An 18,738-nucleotide genomic window follows, 5' to 3' on the forward strand; every position below is an offset into this window, starting at 1 on the left:
GTTTTGCGCGCCGCGTTTTTCTTCAGGAGCCCCATCGATGAGCAACATGAACCACGAACGTGTCCTCAGTGTGCACCACTGGAACGACACCCTGTTCAGCTTCAAGTGCACCCGCGACCCGGGGCTGCGCTTCGAGAACGGTCAGTTCGTGATGATCGGCCTGCAGCAGGAAAGCGGCCGTCCGCTCATGCGTGCCTATTCCATCGCCTCGCCGAACTGGGAAGAGCACCTGGAGTTCTTCAGCATCAAGGTGCCGGACGGCCCGCTGACCTCGCAGCTGCAGCACCTGAAGGAAGGCGATGAGATCATCATCAGCAAGAAGCCTACCGGTACCTTGGTGCTCGACGACCTGAACCCGGGCAAGCACCTGTACCTGCTGAGCACCGGCACTGGCCTGGCGCCGTTCATGAGCGTTATCCAGGACCCGGAGACCTACGAGCGCTTCGAAAAAGTGATCCTGGTGCACGGCGTGCGTTACGTGAACGAAGTGGCCTACCGCGAGTTCATCACCGAGCACCTGCCGCAGAACGAGTTCTTCGGTGAATCGGTTCGCGACAAGCTGATCTACTACCCGACCGTGACCCGCGAGCCGTTCGAGAACCAGGGCCGCCTGACCGACCTGATGCGCAGCGGCAAGCTGTTCAGCGACATCGGTCTGCCACCGATCAACCCGCAGGACGACCGTGCGATGATCTGCGGCAGCCCGAGCATGCTCGACGAGACCAGCGAAGTGCTGGACAGCTTCGGCCTGAAAGTCTCCGCCCGCATGCGCGAGCCGGGCGACTACCTGATCGAGCGTGCCTTCGTCGAGAAGTAAGGCGCAGGCTGGTACAAGAAGGCGACCCTCGGGTCGCCTTTCTTATGCCTGTGATTTTTGCATTGCTTGTGCCGGCCTCATCGCCGGCAAGCCAGCTCCCACAGGTACTGCACAGGGTTCAGGAGCTGTGCAGTACCTATGGGAGCTGGCTTGCCGGCGATGAGGCCGGCCCCTATTCGACGCGCGTCTCGCCGCTGTACACCAGAATTTCCCGGCAGCGTTTGCACAGGTACCGACGCCCCTGGCGCACCAGCTTGTGCCGCTGTGCGGTAAACGGGAAATCACCCTGCGGGCACGGGCAGCGGTAGATGTAGCGGGTTACCACGCGTCGTTGCACTTCATAGTTGTGGCAACGGTTGGGTGGCAGCTCATACACCCCGCGCATGATCAGTTGCCACTCTTCGCCATGAGCCTGGATGCGGTCGCCGAACAGCTGGTGGGCTACCAGGTGCGCCACTTCGTGGGCAACGGTCTGGCGCAGGAAATCTTCCTGGTTTTCCCGGTAGAGCTGCAGGTTGAAGCGCAGCAGGTTCTCGTGCAGGTGGGCGACGCCGGCTTTTTGCCCGCGCAGCTTGAAGCTGACTTCCGGGCGCGAGAAGGGGCGTTTGAAAAAGGTTTCGGCTTGCTGGTAACAGGTTTCGACGCGTTGTTTGAGCAGCTCGGGCATGGTGGGGCGGTTCTCCTGACCCGGCATTATGCCGCAAGCACCGGCGGCCTGCCGAGCCACCGGTCAGCGCACAGCCAGAGGCCGCCTTGCGGCGGCCCCTGGTTGATGCCCCAGTGTTGGTTGAGTCTGTTCTAGTTGGTGTAGACGGGCCCCACGCCCAGTCCCCAGATAATTACCGTGGCGGCCATGATCGCCACCAGCACCACAAGGCCCACCGCCAGCACGGAGCTGGAGAACAGGAAGCCTTCGTCGGACGGTATGTTCATGAAAGTCGGCAGGCCGACATACAGCAGGTACACCGTGTAGCAGATGGCGGCAGTGCCAATCAGCATGCCCAGCCACAGGTGTGGGTACAGGGCCGCCAGGCCGCCGATGAACAGTGGTGTGGCGGTGTAGGTGGCAAAGGCGATGCACTGCGCCATGGACGGATTGGCATCGTAGGTGCGGGCCATCCAGTGGATGAACGCGCCCATTACCGCCACCCCGCCGAGCATGGCAAGGTACGACATGATGCTCATCCAGATGGCGCTTTCCATGGTCAGCATGACCGCTGGCCGGTCCCCGATTACCCAGCCAACCTGGGTCGTGCCGATGAAGGCGGAAATGGCAGGGATTGCTGCCAGGATCAAGGTATGCGTCAGGTACATGTGGCTGATGGTTTCGTCTTCGCCACGAATTTCCCGCCATTCCTGATCGGGATGGGTAAACAGCCCCACAACGTGATGAATCATGCCGATCACTCCTCTCAATGTTGCCAAACGCCCCCCAGATGGAGCGCAAGCGGCCCGAGGCCCGAAACACCGATGCAAGCGGTAATGTGGCCTTATGTCGCAGTATAGGAAGCGGTTACCGGCATGAACCGTGCTTTTTAGAGCAAATTGCGCTGTCGGCGGGGCTGTTGATTACATCGAAGTCTTTATCGGAATGCCTACAGCGACGCTGCGTTTGTGCGTAAAATAGCCGGCTTTTGTCACACCTCGCGGATCCAAGCGCTATGGGCACCCTCTCGGTCAACCAGAACAAACTGCAAAAACGCCTGCGTCGTCTCGCCGGCGAAGCCATCACCGACTTCAACATGATCGAGGATGGCGACAAGGTCATGGTCTGCCTGTCCGGCGGCAAGGACAGCTACACCATGCTCGACGTTCTGTTGCACCTGCAGAAGGTGGCACCGATCAAGTTCGAGATCGTCGCGGTGAACATGGACCAGAAACAGCCGGGCTTTCCTGAGCACGTGCTGCCTGCGTACCTCAAGGAGCTGGGCGTCGAGTACCACATCGTCGAAAAAGACACCTATTCGGTGGTCAAGGAACTGGTACCCGAGGGCAAGACCACATGTTCGCTGTGCTCGCGCCTGCGCCGTGGCACCCTGTACACCTTTGCCGACGAAATCGGCGCCACCAAGATGGCGCTGGGGCACCACCGCGACGACATCGTCGAAACTTTCTTCCTCAACATGTTCTTCAATGGTGCGCTCAAGGGCATGCCGCCGAAGCTGCGCGCCGATGACGGCCGCAACGTGGTGATCCGCCCGCTGGCGTACTGCAGCGAGAAGGACATCCAGGCCTATTCGGACATGAAGGAATTCCCGATCATCCCGTGCAACCTGTGCGGCTCTCAGGAAAACCTGCAGCGCCAGGTGGTCAAGGACATGCTGGTGGAATGGGAGCGCAAGCACCCGGGCCGTACCGAGAGCATCTTCCGTGCCCTGCAGAACGTGGCGCCGTCGCAACTGGCCGACCGCAACCTGTTCGACTTTACCAGCCTGAAGATCGACGAGAACGCAACGCCGCGCTTCCTCGACGTGCTGAACATCTGAGCCCATGCGCGACTATCAGTGGCTGCATGAGTACTGCCTGAACCGCTTTGGCTCGGCCCAGGCGCTGGAGGCTTTCCTGCCGCAGCCGCGCACGTCGGCGCAGCTGCAAGGCATCAGTGACGACCGCTACCTGTCGACCCTGGCGCTGCGCGTGTTCCGCGCAGGGCTCAAGCACAGCCTGGTGGATGCCAAGTGGCCAGTGTTCGAGCAGGTGTTTTTCGGTTTCGACCCGGAGAAGGTGGTGCTGATGGGCGCCGAGCACCTGGAGCGGCTGATGCATGACGAGCGCATCATCCGCCACCTGGGCAAGCTCAAGAGCGTGCCGCGCAATGCGCAGATGATCCTCGACGTGACCAAGGAAAAGGGCAGTTTCGGCGCTTTCATCGCCGACTGGCCGGTGACCGACATCGTCGGTTTGTGGAAGTACCTGGCCAAGCACGGCAACCAGCTGGGCGGGTTGTCGGCGCCGCGTTTTTTGCGCATGGTCGGCAAGGACACCTTCATCCCTACCGATGACATGGCGGCGGCGTTGATCGCACAGAAGGTGATTGACAAGCAGCCGACCAGTCAACGCGACCTGGCCTTGGTGCAGCAGGCATTCAACCAGTGGCATGCAGAGAGTGGGCGGCCGCTGTGCCAGTTGTCAGTGATGCTGGCGCATACCGTCAACCATTGAGATTGTCGGGGCCGCTGTGCGGCCCATCGCCGGCAAGCCAGGCTCCCACAGGTGTTGCACAGCATTCAGAACCTGTGAGGACTTTGTGGGAGCTGGCTTGCCGGCGATTGGGCTGCAGGGCAGCCCCCGAATTCAACTCCCTTCGCCCGCCATGCGCCGCTCATGCTGGAACTTCCAGCGCACATACAGCAGCCCGGCAATGAACAAGCCCAGGCTCACCAGCACTTCAACCCAGCCAAACACCGCCCGCGCCGGGTCGAACGCCGCCAGCACGCCCTTGATGAAATAGATATTCACCACGAAACAGGCCCAGGCATGTGCCCGGGCGCTGCCTGCCAGCATGCCCGGCAACAGCAGCAGCAGCGGTACCAGTTCGATCGCCAGAATCACCCCGACTCGCGCCCCATGCAGGTTGGCGAACCACAGGTTGTTCACCACCAGCAGGGCGATCAGGCCGAAGAAGAACGCCAGGCTCAACGCCCGCGTCAGGCGCAGGCGCGGTGCCAGCCACTCCAGTGGCGGCAACACCTTGGGCTTTTTAGCCACGCGCGGCCTCCAGGGCCTTGGCCGTGGTCGCCAGGCGTTGGCCCAGGGCGCGGCACAGGGCGATCTCGTGCTGATCGAGTTCACGCTTGCCATCGGCCCCCGCATGGTGGCTAGCGCCGTAAGGGGTGCCGCCGCCTCGGGTTTCCAGCAAGGCCGACTCGCTGTACGGCAGGCCCATCACCAGCATGCCGTGGTGCATCAACGGCAGCATCATCGACAGCAGGGTGGTTTCCTGGCCGCCGTGCAGGCTGGCGGTAGAGGTGAACACACCCGCCGGCTTGCCGACCAGTTCACCACCCAGCCACAGGCTGCTGGTGCCATCCAGGAAGTACTTCAGCGGCGCCGCCATGTTGCCGAAGCGGGTCGGGCTGCCCAGTACCAGGCCTGCGCAGTGGCGCAGGTCGTCCAGGGTGGCGTACAGCGCCCCACTGGCCGGAATGTCCGGGGCCACCGCTTCACATTCGGTAGAGATAGCGGGCACTGTGCGCAGGCGTGCCTCCATGCCGGCCAGTTCGATGCCGCGGGCGATGTGCCGGGCCATTTCGCTGGTCGAGCCATGGCGGCTGTAATACAGCACCAGGATGTAGGGGGCGCTCACGGCAGGATCTCCAGCACTTTTTCGGGCGGGCGACCTACCACGGCCTTGTCGCCGGCAACCAGAATCGGCCGTTCGATCAGTTTGGGGTGCTGAGCCATGGCCTCGATCAGTTGCGCGTCGGTCAGTGCCGGGTCGGCCAGGTTCAGCGCTTTGTATTCGTCCTCGCCGGTACGCAGCAATTGGCGTGGGGCGATGCCCAGCTTGTCGAGCAGTGCCTTGAGTGTGGCGGCGTCGGGCGGGGTTTCCAGATAGCGCACGATGGTCGGCGCCAGCCCACGGGCTTCGAGCAGTTCCAGCGCGCCGCGGGATTTCGAGCAGCGCGGGTTATGATAGAGCGTCAGGTCAGTCATGTCGGGTCGCATCCAGCTGGGTGTGGCGGCTATTCTAACCGCAGCGACTGACCAATTTGCTTTAAAACTCGAGAAGGATTGACCCATGGCAAGGCGTCTGGCAGCAGTACTGGCCATCACCGCGAGCCTGTTGCTCGGTGGTTGCGGTGCCGATTATGGCGTGGACCAACACGGTAATACGGTTAAGGCCGAACAGATCGAAGGGCACTGGCTGGTGCTCAACTATTGGGCCGAATGGTGCGGACCGTGCCGTACCGAAATCCCGGAATTGAACGCGGCGGCCAAGCAGTGGGCGGCCGATGGTATCAAAGTGGTGGGGGTGAACTTCGATGGCTTGCAAGGGCAGGACCTGAAACAGGCCTCTGAAACCCTGGGCATCGGTTTTACCGTACTGGCCGAGGACCCGGCCGAGCGCTATGACCTGCCGCGCAGCGAGGCGCTGCCGGTGACCTACATCATCGATGACAAGGGCAAGGTGCGCGAACAGCTGCTGGGTGAGCAGACCCTGGAAGGGTTGCAGGCCAAGATCAAGGCCCTGAAAGGCGCCTGATGCAGTTGGGGCCGCAAAGCGGCCCCGGCAATCCTCAGCCTTCCTCAGGCCAGAACCGCAGTGGTTTGCCCTCGGCCGGCCAGAAGCGCATCTGCTCCACCGGCGACACATCCCAGCGCTCTACGGTTTCCAGCGCCTGCAAAAAGCGCTTTTCCTGCTCCATCAACGCCGGCGCGCACAGCTTGCGGGTCTTGCCGACCTTGCCGAAGCTCAGGTGCTCGCCCTCCAGCGTGTATGGCGCAAACCAGTGGTTGCAGCCGCCGTTGCCATAGGCGCGGCCGTCGCTGGCCAGGGTCAGGGTCAGGTGGCTGTAGTCGATCAGCGGGCGTTCGCCAATCCACTCCAGCACGTAGCTGCGCTCCTGCTGCAGCTTTGAAGGTTCTGCGGCGCAGCCGAGCAGGCCGGTGGCAATCAGCACGCCGGTCAGCAGATTCTTCACTCGGCGCTCTCCTGGCAACGCGGGCACAGGTGTTTTTCGCCACGGCTGGCCCAACCCAGCTCGGCAATGCGTGCGCTGGCGGCGGGCTGACGGGCTTTCTTGCCCAGCTTGGCGTCCACGGCAAATTCAAAATCCAGCACGGCGTCGCAGCTGTCGCACTCGACCTGCCAGGTGAGAATTTCCAGTTCGTTGAACACCGGTCCGCTGGCCACGGCGACCCACTGGCCGCGCGGGTTGATCAGGTGGCGCACGCTGTCCACGGTCAATCGCATGGACAAATCCTTGCTGCCCTTGAGGGTCACCAGCAGGGTGTCGCCTTTATGCATCGAACCACCGTTGCCGGTGACCTGATAGCGGCCCGGCACCAGTGCACGGCACTCGATCAGGGTGTGTTGCGGGTTGAAAAGGGTGTAGCGGAAATCGTGCTCGACCATGGGTCCTCCAGAAATGCCGCGTATCCTAGCACTAACCCATTACCAGATTCTGTGGATTGCCTGCCGCCCAGCGGTTGATGTTGTCGAGCGTGGTCGCGGCAATGGCGTCCAGCGCCTCGCGGGTAAGGAAGGCCTGGTGGGCAGTGATGATCACGTTGGGGAAAGTCAGCAGGCGGGCCAGCACATCGTCTTGCAGCGGCAGGTCGGAGCGGTCCTCGAAGAATAGCTGGGCTTCTTCTTCGTAGACGTCCAGGCCCAGGTAGCCAAGCTGGCCGCTTTTCAGCGCGTCGATCAGTGCCGGGGTGTCGACCAGTGCGCCACGGCCCGTATTGATCAGCATGGCGCCGGGCTGCAGCTGGGCCAGGCTTTGTGCATTGATCAGGTGCCGGGTGTGCTCGGTCAGCGGGCAGTGCAGGCTGATGATACGGGCTTCGCGCAGCAGCTCGGGCAAGGTCAGGTAGCGCGCGCCGAGGGCCAGCAGCTCCGGGTTGGGGTAAGGGTCGTAGGCCAGCAGTTGGCAGCCGAAGCCGGCCATGATGCGGGCGAAGGCAACGCCGATCTGGCCGGTGCCGACCACGCCGACGGTTTTGCCGTGCAGGTCGAAACCGGTCAGCCCGTGCAAGGTGAAGTCGCCTTCGCGGGTGCGGTTGTAGGCCCTGTGCAGGCGCCGGTTGAGGGCCAGGATCAGTGCCACGGCGTGTTCGGCCACGGCGTGTGGCGAGTAGGCCGGCACGCGTACCACGGCAAGGCCGAGGCGCTGGGCAGCGGCCAGGTCGACGTGGTTGTAGCCGGCCGAACGCAGGGCGATCAGGCGGGTGCCGCCTTCGGCAAGGCGCTGGAGCACCGGGGCGTCGAGTTCGTCATTGATGAAGGCACAAACGGCTTCGTAGCCACTGGCCAGGGCGGCGGTGTCGAGGGTCAGGCGGGCGGGCTGGAAATGCAGCTCCAGCGCGCTGCCATTGGCGGCCTGGGTGAAACTTTCCCGGTCGTAATGCTGGCTGCTGAACAACAGGACGCGCATGGTAAGGCTCCTCCTACAAGTGCTGCGTAGGCCACAGCAACGGCCATGCACTCAACCTGGCCTGCGCCGCCAGCCGGCTGATCGCGCCGTCCAGCTCATCCAGCGCTTGCTGCGCCTGTGGGTGTTCCTGCTTGAGCAAGGTCTCGCTACGCTGGCAAGCGGCGCGCAGCTGTGGCACGCCGCAATAACGCGAGGCACCGTTCAAGCGGTGTACCTGTTCTATCAGGGCGGTGCGGTCGTCAGCCTCGCGGGCGGCGCGTATGGCCTCGCGGTCGGCGTCCAGCGAGGACAGCAGCATGCTGAGCATGTCGGCCGCCAGGTCGGCCTTGCCTGCCGCCAGGCGCAAGCCTTCTTCGGGGTCGAGCACCTTCAGGTCATCACCGCTGGCCAACTGCTCGGTCAGCGCCTGTTGCGGCACACCCAGGCTCAAACCCGTCCACTTCATTACCACCTGGGCCAGTTGCCGCTCGCTGATCGGCTTGGTCAGGTAGTCGTCCATGCCGGCGTGCAGCAATGCGCGCTTTTCGTTGGCCATGGCATGGGCGGTGAGGGCGACGATTGGCAACGGGTTGGCACTTTGGGTGTTTTCCCAAAGGCGGATCTGCTCGGTGCAGGCGCGGCCATCCATGCCTGGCATTTGCACGTCCATCAGCACCAGATCGAACGGCTCGTCCTGCACGGCTTCTACTGCTGCATAGCCGTTGTCGACGGCCAGCACCTGGGCGCCCAGGTCTTCAAGCAGGGTCTGCACCAGCAGCAGGTTGGCGGCATTGTCGTCAACGCAAAGGATCTTCGGCTGGCGCTGGCCGTTGACGCTGTGCGCTTCGCCCTGCGGGCGACGCGGTTGCACCAGCTCCATCAGCAGGCGGCGCAGTTTGCGGGTGCAGGTAGGCTTGGACAGCAACTGGCCATGGCCGTTGGGCAGGTAGGGGTGGTACAGCGCCTGCTCGGTGGTGGGGCATAGCACCACACACTGGCAATGGTAACGCTCGAGTTGCTGGTGGTAGTGGCCCAGTTGCTCGGGCGACAGGTTGCCCAGGTTGGCCCCGAGCACGGCGAACTCGAACGGCAGGCCGGCCTGGCTGGCGGCCTGTACCGCTTGCAGCAACTGGTCATAGGAGGCGAACAGGCTGACGCTGAGGCCGCAGTCTTCCAACTGGTGTTCCAAGGCCTGGCGCGCCAGCTCGTGGCCATCGACGATGGCTGCGCGGCGGCCCAGCAGCGGCTGCATCGGCTGCTCCTCGAGGTCGTCGTGGGCTTTGGGCAGGTTGAGGCTGATCCAGAACTGCGACCCTTCACCCGGGGTGCTGTCGACACCGATTTCGCCCCCCATCTGCTCGATCAGGCGCTTGGAAATCACCAGCCCCAGCCCTGTGCCGCCAGGTTGGCGGGCCAACGAGTTGTCGGCCTGGCTGAAAGCCTGGAACAGCGTGCGCACCTCTTGCGGCGACAGGCCGATACCGGTGTCCTGCACGCTGATGCGCAGCTGCGCGCTGTCTTCGTGCTCGTCTTCGAGCATGGCGCGCACGACAATGGTGCCTTCGCGGGTGAACTTGATGGCGTTGCTGACCAGGTTGGTGAGGATCTGCTTGAGCCGCAGCGGGTCGCCGACCAGTGACGAAGGGGTGTCGCGGTAGATCAGGCTGAGCAATTCCAGCTGCTTGGCGTGGGCGGCCGGGGCGAGGATGGTCAGGGTGTCCTGGATCAGGTCGCGCAGGTTGAACGGGATGCTGTCGAGCACCAGCTTGCCAGCCTCGATCTTGGAGAAGTCGAGGATCTCGTTGATGATCCCCAGCAGGTTGTCGGCGGACTTCTCGATGGTGTTCAGGTAGTCCAGCTGGCGTGGCGTCAGCTCGCTTTTCTGCAGCAGGTGGGTAAAGCCGAGGATGCCGTTGAGCGGGGTGCGGATCTCGTGGCTCATGTTGGCCAGGAACTCCGACTTGATGCGGCTGGCCTCGAGGGCCTCCTTGCGCGCCATGTCCAGCTCGATGTTCTGGATTTCGATGGTTTCCAGGTTCTGGCGTACGTCTTCGGTGGCCTGATCGATGCTGTGCTGCAGTTCTTCGTGGGCATTCTGCAGGGTTTCGGCCATGCGGTTGATGCCGCGGGCCAGCTCGTCCAGCTCATGGCTGCCCATGGTCGGCAGGCGTTCTTCCAGGTGGCCGTCCTTGAGCTGATTGACCGCGTGCTTGATGCGTTCGATGGGGTCGTTGATGGTGCGGCTCATGCGCAGCGCCAGCAGGCCGCTGAGTACCAGGCAGGCGAGGATCAGCAACAGGCTGGTGAACAGGTTGCGGTAACCCCGCAGCAGGGTGCCGTCGTGCGACAGCTCGATCTCGACCCAGCCAAGCAGGCGCTCGGCTTCGGCCGGCACGGCATCGGTGGCCAGGTCGCGGTGGTGGCCGAACACAGGCATCAGGTAGCGGGTGGCGTCATTGCCGCTGCGTTGCAGCAACTGCGTGCCGGTACCGCCACTGGGCGGCTGGTTGAGCATGCTCGGGCCAGCGTGGGCCAGGCGCGTGCGGTCCGGGGCCAGGAAGGCGACCGCACGTACATCGGCCTGCTCCAGGGTTTGCGCGGCGATGCGCTCCAGCTGTGCCGGGGCAAGCCGGGCCATGGCGGGTGCAGCCAATGGCGCCAGCTGCTCGGCGATCATCTTGCCGCGTTGCAGCAACTGGGTGCGCAGGTCGTTCTGTTGCAGCCAGGTAAAGTAGCTGCCGAGTACCAGGGCCATCAGGCCGGCCGGCAGCAGGGCCAGCAGCAGGACCCGGCTGCGGATTCCCAAACGATCGAGCACACTCGCCTCCTGTCATGTGCCTGGATGCCGTCAAGCGATGACGGCCAACCCGGGAAGTTACTCTGCCTGCGGCGCTATTGCACCTCTTTAGTAGCTGTTTTGCAGCATTGCCGGGGCATTGGTCGCAGGGCGGTTGCCTGGCAGGCATTGGATGCTCAATAATTGCGCAATTGAGAATAAATGGCAGTTGCCAATGAATCCTGTAGCTATTTACAACTCCAATATCCTCGCCATCGAGGACGACCCGGTCCTGGGTGCCTATCTGCACGAAGAGCTGCAACGCGGTGGCTTCCAGGTAACCTGGTGCCGTAATGGTCTGGAGGGGCTGGAAACGGCGGGTCGCCAGGTTTTCGATGTGGTGCTGATGGATATCCTGCTGCCCGGGCTGAACGGCCTGGATGCCTTGGCGCAGTTGCGCAGGTGCAGCGCGACGCCGGTGATCCTGATGTCGGCACTGGGTGCTGAGGCCGACCGCATCAGCGGGTTCCAGCGCGGGGCCGACGATTACCTGCCCAAGCCGTTCAGCATGGCCGAGCTGCAGGTGCGCATCGAGGCAATCTTGCGCCGGGTGGCCCTCGAACGCCGTTATCAAGCCCCGCTGGAGCATGTCGTCTGCGGCGAGCTGCAGTTCGACGAGGGGCTGTGCGACGTACGCCTGGATGGCCGCCTGGCGGGCCTGACCCCCAGCGAATACAGGCTGTTCGACATCCTCAATCGCAACTTCGAGGATGTCCTGAGCAAGCCGTTCCTTTACCAACAGGTGTTGCAGCGCGGCTATTCACGGCATGACCGCAGCCTGGACATGCACATCAGCCAGATCCGCCGCAAGCTCAAGGGCATCGACTATCACGAACGGCAGATCCGTACCGTGTGGGGCAAGGGTTACGTGCTCAGCGCCAGCGAGGCGGAGTGAAGCATGCTTGACCGCCATTCGCTGTTCTGGAAACTGGCCATCCTGCTGGTGGGCTTCTGCCTGCTGATGATCGGCCTCAGTTACACCTGGGGCCGGCACATGGAAATCCAGAACGCCTTCCTCTCGGAACCGGCGCGGCAGGCATTGCGTGGCTATGCCGGCGAGGCTGAACATGCCTGGCGCAGCGGTGGGCGGGAAGGGCTGGACCAGTGGGTGGCGGCGATGCATCAGCGCGAACGGGGTTGGATTGGCGTGCTCGATATCAACCTGCGGCCGCTCGACAGCGCCACCCTCGACCCACAGATCATGCAGCGGCTGACGCGCCTGCGTGGTGTCGACTGGCCGATGAGCCGGCGCAGTGTCGACCAGCCGTGGGTACGTATACCGTTCCCGGGGGCGCCGGAGCAGGGCATGCTGGTGATCGAACTGCCGCAGCGGTTCAAGCCTGACCAGTACCGGTTACTGTGGCGCATCGTCACCAACGGCATCATCCCTGGCCTGTTCACGTTGCTGTTGTGCGTGGGCCTGTACCGCATGTTGATCGTGCCGCTGAATCAGCTTCGCGAGCAGGCCAATGCCTGGCGCGCCGATCAGTTATCGGCGCGCCTCGACTCGCGCACCATCGCACGCCATGACGAGCTGGGCGAGTTGGCCCGCGCCTTTGACCAGATGGCCGAGCGCCTGCAGGGCACGGTGGCCATGCAGCAGCAGTTGCTGCGCGACCTGTCCCACGAAATGCGCACGCCATTGAGCCGGTTACGGGTGGCCTGCGACGGCGAAACCGACTTGCAGCGCCTGCGCGAACGCCTGACCCGTGAAGTGGACTGCATGCAGCAGTTGGTGGAAGACACCCTGCAGCTGGCCTGGCAGGACGCCGAACGTGCGCCGATGAACCTGGAGCCCATCGACGTCCACGCGCTTTGGGAACTGCTGGCCGAGAATGCCAGCTACGAAAGCGGCTGGTCGCCCGCGCGCCTGCGCTGCGAAGTACCGGCCGACTGTTGGGTGCAGGGCAACCTCAACCACTTGGCCCAGGCACTGGAAAACATCTTGCGCAATGCCATTCGTCACTCGCCGGCCGAGGGTGTGGTGCGCCTGGGTGGTCAGCGCGAGGGCAGTTATTGGTGGCTGTGGCTGGAGGATGAAGGCGGCGGTGTGGCAGAAGAGGACCTGGAGCGGATCTTCGCGCCGTTCTCGCGGCTGGACGGTTCTCGGCCGGGGGATGGTGGTTTTGGCCTGGGCTTGAGCATCGCCCGGAGTGCAATTCAGCGCCAGGGCGGGACCTTGTGGGCGCAGAATGGCAAGCATGGGCTGCGGCTGTGGATGCGATTGCCGTTACATGTGCCGGCCCCTTCGCGGGTGCACCCGCTCCCACAGGCTCACCACTACTCTTGAGGTCAGTGGAGTACGTGTGGGAGCGGGCGTGCCCGCGAAGAGGGCGATGCAGATCATCGATATAGCTTGTAGCTATATGGACCACAGATTGCGTGATATGGCCGCGAGGGGTTTGCCGGTATGATAGGCGCCCCTGCCGTCCGGATTGTGAAATACGCCATGACCTTGCAGTACCCAACCATCGCCGATTGCGTCGGCAATACGCCCCTGGTTCGCCTGCAGCGCATTGCTGGTGAAACCAGCAACACCCTCCTGCTCAAGCTCGAAGGTAACAATCCTGCCGGCTCGGTGAAGGACCGCCCGGCGCTGTCTATGATCACCCGCGCCGAACTGCGTGGCCAGATCAAGCCCGGCGACACCCTGATCGAAGCCACTTCCGGCAACACCGGTATCGCCCTGGCAATGGCGGCGGCGATCAAGGGCTACAAGATGATCCTGATCATGCCCGACAACTCCACCGCCGAGCGCAAGGCCGCCATGACCGCCTATGGCGCCGAGCTGATCCTGGTGACCAAGGAGGAGGGGATGGAAGGCGCCCGCGACCTGGCCGAGAAGCTGCAGGCCGAAGGCCGCGGCCTGGTGCTTGACCAGTTCGCCAACGGCGACAATCCGATTGCCCACTACAACAGCACCGGCCCTGAGATCTGGCAGCAGACCCAGGGCACCATTACCCATTTTGTCAGCTCCATGGGTACCACCGGCACCATCATGGGCTGCTCGCAATACCTCAAGGAGCAGAACCCGGCGGTACAGATCATCGGCCTGCAACCGATGGAAGGCTCTGCTATCCCGGGCATTCGCCGCTGGCCCGAGGAATACCTGCCGAAAATCTTTGACGCCGCCCGCGTCGACCGCGTGGTCGACATGTCGCAGCAGGAAGCCGAAGAAACCACCCGCCGCCTTGCCCGTGAAGAGGGCATTTTCTGCGGCGTGTCCTCAGGTGGTGCGGTTGCAGCCATGCTGCGCCTCTCGCAAGAAGTGGAAAATGCCGTGATGGTCGCGATCATTTGCGACCGCGGCGACCGTTACCTGTCCACCGGCCTGTTTGATCCGAGCTAAATGTCCAAGAAAAAAAGCAACAGCGGCCTGCGTTTCCAGCCGGCCGGCGGCAACCGCACTCCCCAGGTCCCCGTGGGCAAGAAGCAGCGCCTGGACATCGAGCGCCTGGCCGGTGATGGCCGTGGCATCGCCTTCCTCGACGGGCGCACCTGGTTCGTCAGTGGTGCCCTGGCCGGTGAGGCCGTGGAGGCGCGGGTGCTCAACGCCCGTGGCAAAGTGGTCGAGGCCCGCCTGGAGCGGCTGCTGCAGGCCAGCCCCGAACGCCGTGAGGCACCGTGCCGCCATTATGCGCGCTGTGGTGGCTGCAACCTGCAGCATCTGCCGCATGAAGCGCAGCTGGCGCTCAAGCAGCGTACCCTGGCCGAGCAACTGCAGCGGGTGGCCGGCGTGCAACCCGAGGAATGGGCCGCACCCCTGAGCGGGCCGGAATTCGGCTATCGGCGCCGGGCCCGTGTGGCCGTGCGCTGGGACGTCAAGGCGCGTCAGCTGGAGGTGGGCTTCCGTGCCGAAGCCAGCCAGGACATCATTGCCATCGACGACTGCGCGGTGCTGGTACAGCCCTTGCAGTCGATTTTGCGCCACCTGCCGACGGTGCTGCGCTCGTTGAACAAACCTCAGGCGCTGGGCCACGTGGAACTGTTCAGTGGCACCGCCGACGCGGTGTTGGTGCGCCACGTCGCGCCGTTGCAGGCAGAAGACCTGGCAAAATTGCAGGCGTTCTGTGAGCAGGCCAATGCCCAGCTGTGGCTGCAGGGTGAAGGTGAGCCGGCGCCGGTGGACCCGGCCGCGCAACTGGGCTTTGCCCTGGCACCGTGGCAGCTGGAACTGGCCTGGCGCCCAGGTGACTTCGTGCAGGTGAATGCCCAGGTCAACACGGCGATGATCGAGCAGGCCCTGGCATGGCTAGCACCGCAGGCTGACGAGCGGGTGCTGGACCTGTTCTGCGGCCTGGGCAACTTCGCCCTGCCGCTGGCCCGCAAGGCGCGTGAGGTCGTGGCGGTGGAAGGTGTACAGGCCATGGTCGATCGGGCCGCGGCCAATGCCCGGAACAACAATGTGCATAACGCACGGTTTTTTCAGGCCGATTTATCGCAGCCTTTGGCAGGCGCCGGATGGGCCGCCGAGGGCTTTTCTGCGGTACTCTTGGATCCACCGCGCGACGGTGCTTTCGAGGTGGTGCAGGGCATCGCACGCCTCCAGGCCAAACGGCTGGTCTACGTATCGTGCAACCCGGCCACGCTGGCGCGAGACGCGCAGGTGCTGGTCGGCCAGGGGTACCGGTTAAAAAGGGCCGGGATTCTCGACATGTTTCCTCAAACGGCGCATGTCGAGGCCATGGCGTTATTCGAAGCGGGCTAGCAGACTGGCCCCTTGGTGCGGCTTCCATGGAATGGCGGCCGCACGGTGATCGCCAGCGCACCCGCGTGGTGCGCTGTATGGAAAGGTAAAACAAAGATGGTACAGGTGAGAGTGCACCAGCCGGTCAACACCGACGGCAGTATCAATCTCGAAGGATGGTTGGACCATGTGGTAAGCGTCGATTCGGCACTGGATCGCGCAGCGCTCAAAGAAGCCTGCGAGTTTGCCCATGAGATCGAGAAAAAGGGCAACCCGGCCAAGCATTCCTGGGCGGACGGTACGTCCAGCTTCCAGGCGGGCCTGGAAATTGCCGAAATCCTGGCTGACCTCAAGCTGGACCAGGATTCCCTGGTGGCCGCGGTCATCTACCGTTCGGTACGCGAGGGCAAGGTGACCCTGGCCGAGGTCAGCCAGCGGTTCGGTCCGGTGGTGTCCAAGCTGATCGACGGTGTGTTGCGCATGGCCGCCATCAGCGCCAGCCTCAGCCCGCGGCAGTCGCTGGTGCTGGGCTCGCAGGCGCAGGTCGAGAACCTGCGCAAGATGCTCGTGGCCATGGTCGACGATGTGCGTGTGGCACTGATCAAGCTGGCCGAGCGTACCTGCGCGATCCGTGCGGTCAAGGCCGCCGACGACGAAAAACGCCTGCGTGTCGCGCGTGAGGTGTTCGACATCTATGCGCCGCTGGCGCACCGCCTGGGTATCGGCCACATCAAGTGGGAGCTGGAAGACCTCTCCTTCCGCTACCTCGAACCCGACCAGTACAAGCAAATTGCCAAGCTGCTGCACGAGCGCCGGCTGGACCGCGAACGCTTCATCAGCGACGTGATGAACCAGCTGCAGAACGAGCTGCTGGCCACCGGCGTAAATGCCGACATCAGCGGCCGGGCGAAGCATATCTATTCGATCTGGCGCAAGATGCAGCGTAAAGGCCTGGAATTCAGCCAGATCTACGACGTGCGTGCAGTGCGCGTGCTGGTGCCGGAAATTCGCGACTGCTACACCGCGCTGGGTATCGTGCACACGCTGTGGCGGCACATCCCCAAAGAGTTTGACGACTACATCGCCAACCCCAAGGAAAACGGCTACCGCTCGCTGCACACCGCAGTCATCGGCCCCGAGGGCAAGGTGCTGGAGGTGCAGATCCGCACCCACGGCATGCATGAAGAAGCCGAGCTGGGGGTTTGTGCCCACTGGCGCTACAAGGGCACCGACGTAAAGCCCAGCTCCAACCATTACGAAGAGAAGATCTCCTGGCTGCGCCAGGTGCTGGAATGGCACGAAGAGCTGGGCGACATCGGTGGCTTGGTCGAGCAGTTGCGGGTCGATATCGAGCCGGACCGGGTCTACGTGTTCACCCCTGACGGCCACGCCATCGACCTGCCCAAAGGGGCGACCCCGCTGGACTTCGCCTACCGTGTGCACACCGAGATCGGCCACAACTGCCGGGGTGCCAAGATCAACGGCCGTATCGTGCCGCTGAACTACAGCCTGCAGACCGGTGAGCAGGTGGAGATCATCACCAGCAAGCACGGCAACCCCAGCCGTGACTGGTTGAACTCCAACCTGGGCTACGTCACCACCTCGCGGGCGCGGGCCAAGATCGTGCACTGGTTCAAGCTGCAGGCACGTGACCAGAACGTCGCCGCTGGCAAGACCTTGCTCGAACGCGAACTCAGCCGCCTGGGCTTGCCGCAGGTGGACTTCGAGCGCCTGGCCGAGAAGACCAACGTCAAGACTGCCGAGGACATGTTCGCCTCGCTCGGCGCGGGCGACCTGCGCCTGGCCCACCTGGTCAACGCCGCCCAGCAGTTGCTGGAGCCCGAGCGTATCGAGCAGATCGAACTGGTGCCGCGCAAGCCGACCGGCCCGCGTACCGGCAAGCGTGGCGACATCCAGATCCAGGGGGTTGGCAACCTGCTGACGCAGATGGCCGGCTGCTGCCAGCCGTTACCGGGCGACGCCATTGTCGGTTACATCACCCAGGGCCGTGGCGTGAGCATCCACCGCCAGGACTGTGCTTCGGTGCTGCAGCTTGCAGGCAAGGAGCCAGAGCGCATGATCCAGGTGAGCTGGGGGCCGATCCCGGTGCAGACCTATCCGGTCGACATCGTCATCCGTGCCTACGACCGCCCAGGGCTGCTGCGCGATGTGTCGCAGGTGCTGCTGAACGAGAAGATCAACGTGCTGGCGGTGAACACCCGCTCGAACAAGGAAGACAACACTGCGTTGATGTCGCTGACCATCGAGATTCCGGGCCTGGACGCGCTGGGGCGCCTGCTGGGACGAATTTCGCAGTTGCCGAACATCATCGAGACGCGGCGTAATAGAACCCCTTGAGACCGGGGCGCCTGCTTCGCGGGTAAATCCGCTCCCACAGGTACGTTACAGGTGCTCGATCCTGTAGCCCTCCTGTGGGAGCGGGCAAGCCCGCGAAGAAGCCACCGCCGAAGGACCTGCCTAGATGACCTACACCCTCGAAGACCTGCTGCACCTCATGGCCCGTCTGCGCGACCCGCAATACGGCTGCCCGTGGGACCTGAAGCAGAACTATGCGAGTATCGTTGCGCACACCATAGAAGAAGCCTACGAGGTCGCCGACACCATCGAGCGCGGCGATTTCGAGCACTTGCAGGGTGAGCTGGGCGACTTGCTGTTCCAGGTGGTCTACTACAGCCAGCTGGCCCGGGAAGAGGGGCGGTTCGAGTTCGATGGCGTGGTCGACAGCATCACCCGCAAGCTGATCCGCCGCCACCCCCATGTATTCCCCACCGGCGAGCTGTATGCGCCGCTGGACACCCCTAGCCTGAACGAGGCTCAGGTCAAGTCACGCTGGGAGGAGATCAAGGCGCAGGAGCGTGCCGAGAAAAGCACGCCCGAGCAACTGTCGCTGCTCGACGACGTACCGTCAGCCTTGCCGGCCCTGTCGCGGGCAGCCAAACTGCAGAAGCGTGCGGCCACCGTCGGTTTTGACTGGCCTGCTGCATTGCCGGTGCTGGACAAGGTCCGCGAAGAGCTGGATGAAGTACTGCAGGCCATGGCCGACGGTGATGCCGATGCGCTTGAAGATGAGGTTGGCGACCTGCTGTTCGCCGCTGTCAACCTGGCCCGCCACCTCAAGCAAGACCCAGAAAACGCCTTGCGCCGCGCCAACCGCAAGTTCGAGCGACGTTTCCGTTTTATCGAACAGGCATTGCGCGACAGTGGGCGCCCCATTGAAGATTGTGACCTTGACGAACTGGACGCCCTTTGGGGTGAAGCCAAGCGTCAGGAAAAGAACCTGCCCAGCTGCGGCTGAGCT

The 18,738-nt window shown here is 63.5% G+C and carries 19 protein-coding genes; 10 read left to right on the forward strand and 9 right to left on the reverse strand.

Annotation, left to right across the window (positions count from 1 at the left end; translation table 11 throughout):
• Positions 1-37: 37 nt before the first annotated feature.
• Positions 38-817: a ferredoxin-NADP reductase gene (gene fpr, locus JOY50_RS23825; protein WP_016501130.1), complete on the forward strand. Its 780-nt coding sequence runs from the start codon at positions 38-40 to the stop codon at positions 815-817.
• Between the two features lie 172 nt (positions 818-989).
• Here the strand turns inward: fpr and JOY50_RS23830 are convergent, their stop codons facing one another.
• Both JOY50_RS23830 and JOY50_RS23835 read right to left on the reverse strand, forming a co-directional pair.
• Positions 990-1,484: a SprT family zinc-dependent metalloprotease gene (locus JOY50_RS23830; RefSeq protein ID WP_019472623.1), complete on the reverse strand. Its 495-nt coding sequence runs from the start codon at positions 1,482-1,484 to the stop codon at positions 990-992.
• Between the two features lie 131 nt (positions 1,485-1,615).
• Positions 1,616-2,215, reverse strand: coding sequence for a Yip1 family protein (locus JOY50_RS23835; RefSeq protein WP_019472622.1), 600 nt, complete (start codon positions 2,213-2,215; stop codon positions 1,616-1,618).
• Positions 2,216-2,478: 263 nt separating this feature from the next.
• On the opposite strand from JOY50_RS23835, the gene ttcA reads away from it, so the two are divergent.
• Together ttcA and JOY50_RS23845 are read left to right on the forward strand one after the other, a co-directional pair.
• A complete protein-coding gene (gene ttcA / locus JOY50_RS23840; protein ID WP_019472621.1) occupies positions 2,479-3,303 on the forward strand; it encodes a tRNA 2-thiocytidine(32) synthetase TtcA in 825 nt (274 codons plus the stop codon).
• A gap of 4 nt (positions 3,304-3,307) precedes the next feature.
• Positions 3,308-3,979: a DNA-3-methyladenine glycosylase I gene (locus tag JOY50_RS23845; protein ID WP_132846903.1), complete on the forward strand. Its 672-nt coding sequence runs from the start codon at positions 3,308-3,310 to the stop codon at positions 3,977-3,979.
• Between the two features lie 132 nt (positions 3,980-4,111).
• Here the strand turns inward: JOY50_RS23845 and JOY50_RS23850 are convergent, their stop codons facing one another.
• The 3 genes from JOY50_RS23850 to arsC are packed head-to-tail and all read right to left on the reverse strand — an operon-like array spanning position 4,112 to position 5,473.
• Positions 4,112-4,525: a DUF2069 domain-containing protein gene (locus JOY50_RS23850; RefSeq protein ID WP_132846904.1), complete on the reverse strand. Its 414-nt coding sequence runs from the start codon at positions 4,523-4,525 to the stop codon at positions 4,112-4,114.
• Positions 4,518-5,123, reverse strand: coding sequence for an NAD(P)H:quinone oxidoreductase (gene wrbA, locus JOY50_RS23855; RefSeq protein WP_016501124.1), 606 nt, complete (start codon positions 5,121-5,123; stop codon positions 4,518-4,520). Before wrbA ends, JOY50_RS23850 begins: the two co-directional genes overlap by 8 nt.
• Positions 5,120-5,473 (reverse strand): arsenate reductase (glutaredoxin), encoded by a 354-nt coding sequence (gene arsC / locus JOY50_RS23860; protein WP_132846905.1) that lies wholly within the window; start codon positions 5,471-5,473, stop codon positions 5,120-5,122. Before arsC ends, wrbA begins: the two co-directional genes overlap by 4 nt.
• A gap of 85 nt (positions 5,474-5,558) precedes the next feature.
• On the opposite strand from arsC, the gene JOY50_RS23865 reads away from it, so the two are divergent.
• Positions 5,559-6,023, forward strand: coding sequence for a TlpA disulfide reductase family protein (locus JOY50_RS23865; protein ID WP_138737598.1), 465 nt, complete (start codon positions 5,559-5,561; stop codon positions 6,021-6,023).
• A 34-nt stretch (positions 6,024-6,057) separates the two neighbouring features.
• Here JOY50_RS23865 and JOY50_RS23870 read toward each other — a convergent pair whose 3' ends face one another.
• The 4 genes from JOY50_RS23870 to JOY50_RS23885 are packed head-to-tail and all read right to left on the reverse strand — an operon-like array spanning position 6,058 to position 10,714.
• Positions 6,058-6,462, reverse strand: coding sequence for an META domain-containing protein (locus tag JOY50_RS23870; protein ID WP_138737599.1), 405 nt, complete (start codon positions 6,460-6,462; stop codon positions 6,058-6,060).
• The gene (locus JOY50_RS23875) at positions 6,459-6,896 is read right to left on the reverse strand and encodes a hypothetical protein (protein ID WP_016501120.1); all 438 of its coding nucleotides are present in this window, start codon (positions 6,894-6,896) and stop codon (positions 6,459-6,461) included. Before JOY50_RS23875 ends, JOY50_RS23870 begins: the two co-directional genes overlap by 4 nt.
• Positions 6,897-6,927: 31 nt before the next feature.
• Complete coding sequence (locus JOY50_RS23880) at positions 6,928-7,917, reverse strand: 2-hydroxyacid dehydrogenase (protein ID WP_138737600.1); 990 nt, start codon at positions 7,915-7,917, stop codon at positions 6,928-6,930.
• A 13-nt stretch (positions 7,918-7,930) separates the two neighbouring features.
• Positions 7,931-10,714 carry a response regulator gene (locus JOY50_RS23885; RefSeq protein ID WP_019473076.1) on the reverse strand — a complete coding sequence of 928 codons (2,784 nt, stop codon included), beginning with the start codon at positions 10,712-10,714 and terminating at the stop codon, positions 7,931-7,933.
• 193 nt (positions 10,715-10,907) lie between these two features.
• Between JOY50_RS23885 and JOY50_RS23890 the strand changes: the two genes are divergently transcribed.
• The 6 genes from JOY50_RS23890 to mazG all read left to right on the forward strand — a co-directional run bounded on the left by JOY50_RS23890 (position 10,908) and on the right by mazG (position 18,735).
• Positions 10,908-11,627, forward strand: a complete 720-nt coding sequence (locus tag JOY50_RS23890; protein WP_132846909.1) for a response regulator transcription factor — start codon at positions 10,908-10,910, stop codon at positions 11,625-11,627.
• A gap of 3 nt (positions 11,628-11,630) precedes the next feature.
• Positions 11,631-13,022: a sensor histidine kinase gene (locus JOY50_RS23895; protein WP_243055980.1), complete on the forward strand. Its 1,392-nt coding sequence runs from the start codon at positions 11,631-11,633 to the stop codon at positions 13,020-13,022.
• 159 nt (positions 13,023-13,181) lie between these two features.
• Positions 13,182-14,081, forward strand: coding sequence for a cysteine synthase CysM (gene cysM / locus JOY50_RS23900; RefSeq protein WP_165931669.1), 900 nt, complete (start codon positions 13,182-13,184; stop codon positions 14,079-14,081).
• Positions 14,082-15,440: a 23S rRNA (uracil(1939)-C(5))-methyltransferase RlmD gene (rlmD, locus tag JOY50_RS23905; RefSeq protein ID WP_132846912.1), complete on the forward strand. Its 1,359-nt coding sequence runs from the start codon at positions 14,082-14,084 to the stop codon at positions 15,438-15,440. It abuts the gene before it with no gap.
• 96 nt (positions 15,441-15,536) lie between these two features.
• Positions 15,537-17,777 carry a GTP diphosphokinase gene (gene relA, locus JOY50_RS23910; RefSeq protein WP_019473071.1) on the forward strand — a complete coding sequence of 747 codons (2,241 nt, stop codon included), beginning with the start codon at positions 15,537-15,539 and terminating at the stop codon, positions 17,775-17,777.
• Between the two features lie 124 nt (positions 17,778-17,901).
• Positions 17,902-18,735: a nucleoside triphosphate pyrophosphohydrolase gene (gene mazG / locus JOY50_RS23915; protein WP_019473070.1), complete on the forward strand. Its 834-nt coding sequence runs from the start codon at positions 17,902-17,904 to the stop codon at positions 18,733-18,735.
• The last annotated feature ends 3 nt before the right edge of the window (positions 18,736-18,738 follow it).

The organism is Pseudomonas sp. BP01 (assembly GCF_022760795.1).
Lineage (GTDB): Bacteria > Pseudomonadota > Gammaproteobacteria > Pseudomonadales > Pseudomonadaceae > Aquipseudomonas > Aquipseudomonas putida_Q.

Excerpts from the sequence above, each read along its gene's own strand:
- JOY50_RS23880 (WP_138737600.1), bottom strand. The coding sequence starts at position 7,917 with ATGCGCGTCCTGTTGTTCAGCAGCCAGCATTACGACCGGGAAAGTTTC.
- JOY50_RS23845 (WP_132846903.1), top strand. The coding sequence starts at position 3,308 with ATGCGCGACTATCAGTGGCTGCATGAGTACTGCCTGAACCGCTTTGGC.
- JOY50_RS23830 (WP_019472623.1), bottom strand. The coding sequence starts at position 1,484 with ATGCCCGAGCTGCTCAAACAACGCGTCGAAACCTGTTACCAGCAAGCC.
- fpr (WP_016501130.1), top strand. The coding sequence starts at position 38 with ATGAGCAACATGAACCACGAACGTGTCCTCAGTGTGCACCACTGGAAC.
- JOY50_RS23895 (WP_243055980.1), top strand. The coding sequence starts at position 11,631 with ATGCTTGACCGCCATTCGCTGTTCTGGAAACTGGCCATCCTGCTGGTG.
- ttcA (WP_019472621.1), top strand. The coding sequence starts at position 2,479 with ATGGGCACCCTCTCGGTCAACCAGAACAAACTGCAAAAACGCCTGCGT.
- JOY50_RS23890 (WP_132846909.1), top strand. The coding sequence starts at position 10,908 with ATGAATCCTGTAGCTATTTACAACTCCAATATCCTCGCCATCGAGGAC.
- JOY50_RS23865 (WP_138737598.1), top strand. The coding sequence starts at position 5,559 with ATGGCAAGGCGTCTGGCAGCAGTACTGGCCATCACCGCGAGCCTGTTG.
- JOY50_RS23875 (WP_016501120.1), bottom strand. The coding sequence starts at position 6,896 with ATGGTCGAGCACGATTTCCGCTACACCCTTTTCAACCCGCAACACACC.
- relA (WP_019473071.1), top strand. The coding sequence starts at position 15,537 with ATGGTACAGGTGAGAGTGCACCAGCCGGTCAACACCGACGGCAGTATC.
- arsC (WP_132846905.1), bottom strand. The coding sequence starts at position 5,473 with ATGACTGACCTGACGCTCTATCATAACCCGCGCTGCTCGAAATCCCGC.
- JOY50_RS23835 (WP_019472622.1), bottom strand. The coding sequence starts at position 2,215 with ATGATTCATCACGTTGTGGGGCTGTTTACCCATCCCGATCAGGAATGG.
- rlmD (WP_132846912.1), top strand. The coding sequence starts at position 14,082 with ATGTCCAAGAAAAAAAGCAACAGCGGCCTGCGTTTCCAGCCGGCCGGC.
- cysM (WP_165931669.1), top strand. The coding sequence starts at position 13,182 with ATGACCTTGCAGTACCCAACCATCGCCGATTGCGTCGGCAATACGCCC.
- mazG (WP_019473070.1), top strand. The coding sequence starts at position 17,902 with ATGACCTACACCCTCGAAGACCTGCTGCACCTCATGGCCCGTCTGCGC.